We start from the raw sequence: 234 nt of genomic DNA on the forward strand, positions 1-234 counted from the left end.
GTTTATGCCCTTGGCGCGGGATCGTCACTGGTTGCCCGCGACAGCACCAGCCAGTGGCCGCAGGCGGCGAACGCCCTGCCCGACGTCGGCTATTTGCGCCAGCTTAACGCGGAGGGGATCTTATCCATGCGCCCGACGCTGGTGCTGGCCAGTGCCCAGGCGCAGCCCTCGCTGGCGTTAAAACAGGTCGAGCAAAATCACGTCAGTGTCGTCACCGTTCCCGGCAGTCATGAC

Annotated in this window: 1 protein-coding gene; it reads left to right on the plus strand. The window is 64.5% G+C overall.

Annotated elements, in window-relative coordinates:
* The coding region (locus ACPYOJ_RS36905; RefSeq protein ID WP_481420619.1) for an ABC transporter substrate-binding protein at positions 1 to 234 on the plus strand (234 nt) is incomplete at both ends.

The organism is Rhizobium sp. SVR5-9E (assembly GCF_056755095.1).